This is a genomic window from Porcipelethomonas ammoniilytica, from assembly GCF_025567485.1.
Lineage (GTDB): Bacteria > Bacillota > Clostridia > Oscillospirales > Ruminococcaceae > Porcipelethomonas > Porcipelethomonas ammoniilytica.
On record NZ_JAOQKH010000025.1, the window covers coordinates 1 to 2,741 of the forward strand.

The following is a 2,741-nucleotide window of genomic DNA, read 5'->3' on the forward strand; positions in this document are numbered from 1 at the left end:
TTTTATAATCTTAATCGCATTCACTCGGCTATTAATTATTTGTCGCCCATTCATTTTGAAAAATCTTTACTTTCTTCTTAATTCTTTTCGCCTTTTTGTGTCCAGATTATTGACTATGGTCCAACATAGCAAAAGCTGAGAAAATTGAGCAAGGCGATTACACAGATGAAAGCTTTGCTGTTCTGCAAACGGCGATAGGAACAGCTAAACTGGTAGCAGATAATGCGGAAAAGGCTGTAATAGATGAAGCAATAGAGGCTTTAGGGAAAGCGATCGAGGGATTGACAACCGAGCCGATCATAGTTACAGGAATAGTTTCGGGCACAATCAAAGTATCTGACGCAAACTCAGAAACTGAAATGACAGTAGTTGCAATATCTTCTGACGGAGCAGAAACTACAGTTACAGCTACAAGCATGGGCACATATACTTTTGAGAATCTCGAAGCAGGAAGCTACACGCTTACAATAAGCGGCGGAAAGTACGCAGATAGAAGCTATGAGATAACAGTTACTGAGGGTGAAAACACGCAGGACGTGGAATTAAATCCGTATGGCGATATAAACGGCGACGGCAAAATAACGACAGCAGACGTTGGAATGGCAAACTCACATGCAAAGGGAGTAATAACTCTCACAGATTATGGTTTTGCATGTGCAGATGTAAAGATTGACGGAAGCATATCGACCGCAGATGTCGGCATGATCAACAGCCACGCAAAGAGCGTAAGTACACTTTGGTAACTGAGAATTCTCCTAGTATAGTGTATGTATAGCAGTAATGGCAGGTTATGTTCTGCCATTATGGCTATATATCATGCGGTGAAATTATTGATAATTAGCTCTTTAAAAAGTTAAGACTTTGAAAACAAGGATATAGATAATTCTATGTCCTTGTTTTTTGTTTAGAAATGAAAACATGTTAAACAGGAGTTTACATTCGACAAAATTCGATAGCTGTATTGCACAAAATAATTGTTAAAATTTGTATATGTATATAAAATAAAAGTGAAAATGAATAAAATTGTTGAATAAGTGCTAAATCAGTGATAAGATATATAATATTGTTAAAACAGAAATTATTCTGTAAGCAATAATATATATGGAGGTTATGTTATGAAGAAATTTTTATCAAAACTGCTGTCGGGCACATTAGCAGCTTTATTCGTGTGTCAGGTTATGATCTACGGTGACGGCAGTTCACAGGGTATAGCCCATGCGGAAACTATCAATCAGATCAAGAAAGATATTCAGCTGTCAAAAAACGCTGACGAGCTTGCACAGGAATTTGACACTGCAATTGAAGGACTTGGAGAAGTAGACTATTTCAGCGTAAATGAAAACAAGTCAAAAGCCGTAAAAAAGGCACAGTCAAAAGCAGCAAGCGGACTGAACATTACAGGATATGTGGGTCAGTACGGTACAAATTCCGACCTTTCAAAAGTAAAAATCCTTATCTTTAATGATTGGGATTTAGCAGCAGAAGCATATGCAAATGCAGACGGTTCATTCAGCGTATCTGCAGGAGGACTCGGAGCGTCAACCAATGTTAAGATTGAATGTGACGGATATCTTCCTCGGTTTTACAAGAACATGGGACACGGCTCATATCAGTTCGGTACAGCGGATAAGCCTGAAATGCTATATCCGGGTGACAGTACATATAACGAGAATGATAATGACCAGTGGAGCGATGAGGTTATAAACGCAAACGACGCTTCATATGTACAAGGCTTTATAGGCAAGCGCAAGGCAACAGGAGATTATGTTGCCGATTTCGATATGAACGGTGACGGCAGCATTGATTCAGAAGATTTTGATATTATCGACCGTGACCATTATGAGAAAAAAGAAGGAGAGGACGGATATATATCCGAACTTGATATTGACGGCGATGGAATTATAGACGCTGACGATTACAATTATATTCTTGAAAATCACAGCGGTTCTTATATAGGCGATGATGACTTCAAGGAATACATGGATAAGGACAAAGACGGAGTTATCACAGAAGCAGATTACAATTGGTTTGCAGGATATGCAAGTCAGTTTGACGGCTATACTCCCGGAGCAAACTATATTTACAATATCAAGCTGATGGGTGACTGCTATAACGAAACGGGAATGTGGCTGTATAACACAAATCTGGATTTGAACGGTCATGAACTTGTTATAGTCGGAAATATGGCGTTTATGACAAGTAATCTTGACTTGTTAGACGGAGTTACACTGAATCTTAATGGCGGTCAGCTGGGTATAATCGGTGAATTTAACTTCGGACAGGCACAGAGTTATGATAAACTGATCATGACAAACTCTGCCGATGTTTTGATGGTAACTGAAAACTGGTACTATACAACTCTTGCAGACTGTGAGGGGTTATGGACTGACGGATTAATTCTGTTTTACGGACAGCACTGGAATGTAAATGAAGCTGCGGGAGAAAAAGCAATATACTCAAGTGGCAATCATTCTATAGTTTTCTATTATCCTTATGGCAAACAGACTATTTTGTGGGACAACCCCGAAACATACATAAACAACGAGGACGGAAGTCTGAATACTCAAAGAAGATTTAACTTTGATAATCCAAACGGACTGATTTTCCCATATGGCTACTCATCGGACAGGTACTGGTTTCGCCCATGGTTCAGACCGTATGACGAGCCTGACTATACACTTTACAGAAAAGGCATGGAAATAGGTGACGGAGTTCACATTGCAACAGGTAACTACACAAAA

3 protein-coding genes are annotated in these 2,741 nt (G+C 39.3%); 2 read left to right on the forward strand and 1 reads right to left on the reverse strand.

All coding sequences use genetic code 11. From position 1 onward, the window contains the following. Nucleotides 1-157 precede the first annotated feature (157 nt). Nucleotides 158-418, reverse strand: coding sequence for a hypothetical protein (locus OCV67_RS11935; RefSeq protein WP_262644614.1), 261 nt, complete (start codon nt 416-418; stop codon nt 158-160). On the opposite strand from OCV67_RS11935, the gene OCV67_RS11940 reads away from it, so the two are divergent. Both OCV67_RS11940 and OCV67_RS11945 read left to right on the forward strand, forming a co-directional pair. Then, the gene (locus OCV67_RS11940) at nt 360-743 is read left to right on the forward strand and encodes a carboxypeptidase regulatory-like domain-containing protein (RefSeq protein WP_262644607.1); all 384 of its coding nucleotides are present in this window, start codon (nt 360-362) and stop codon (nt 741-743) included. The two genes, OCV67_RS11935 and OCV67_RS11940, sit on opposite strands and share 59 nt — an antisense overlap. Before the next feature lie 372 nt (nt 744-1,115). Beyond that, a partial coding sequence (locus tag OCV67_RS11945) for a dockerin type I domain-containing protein (RefSeq protein WP_262644608.1) occupies nt 1,116-2,741 on the forward strand: 1,626 nt, incomplete at its 3' end.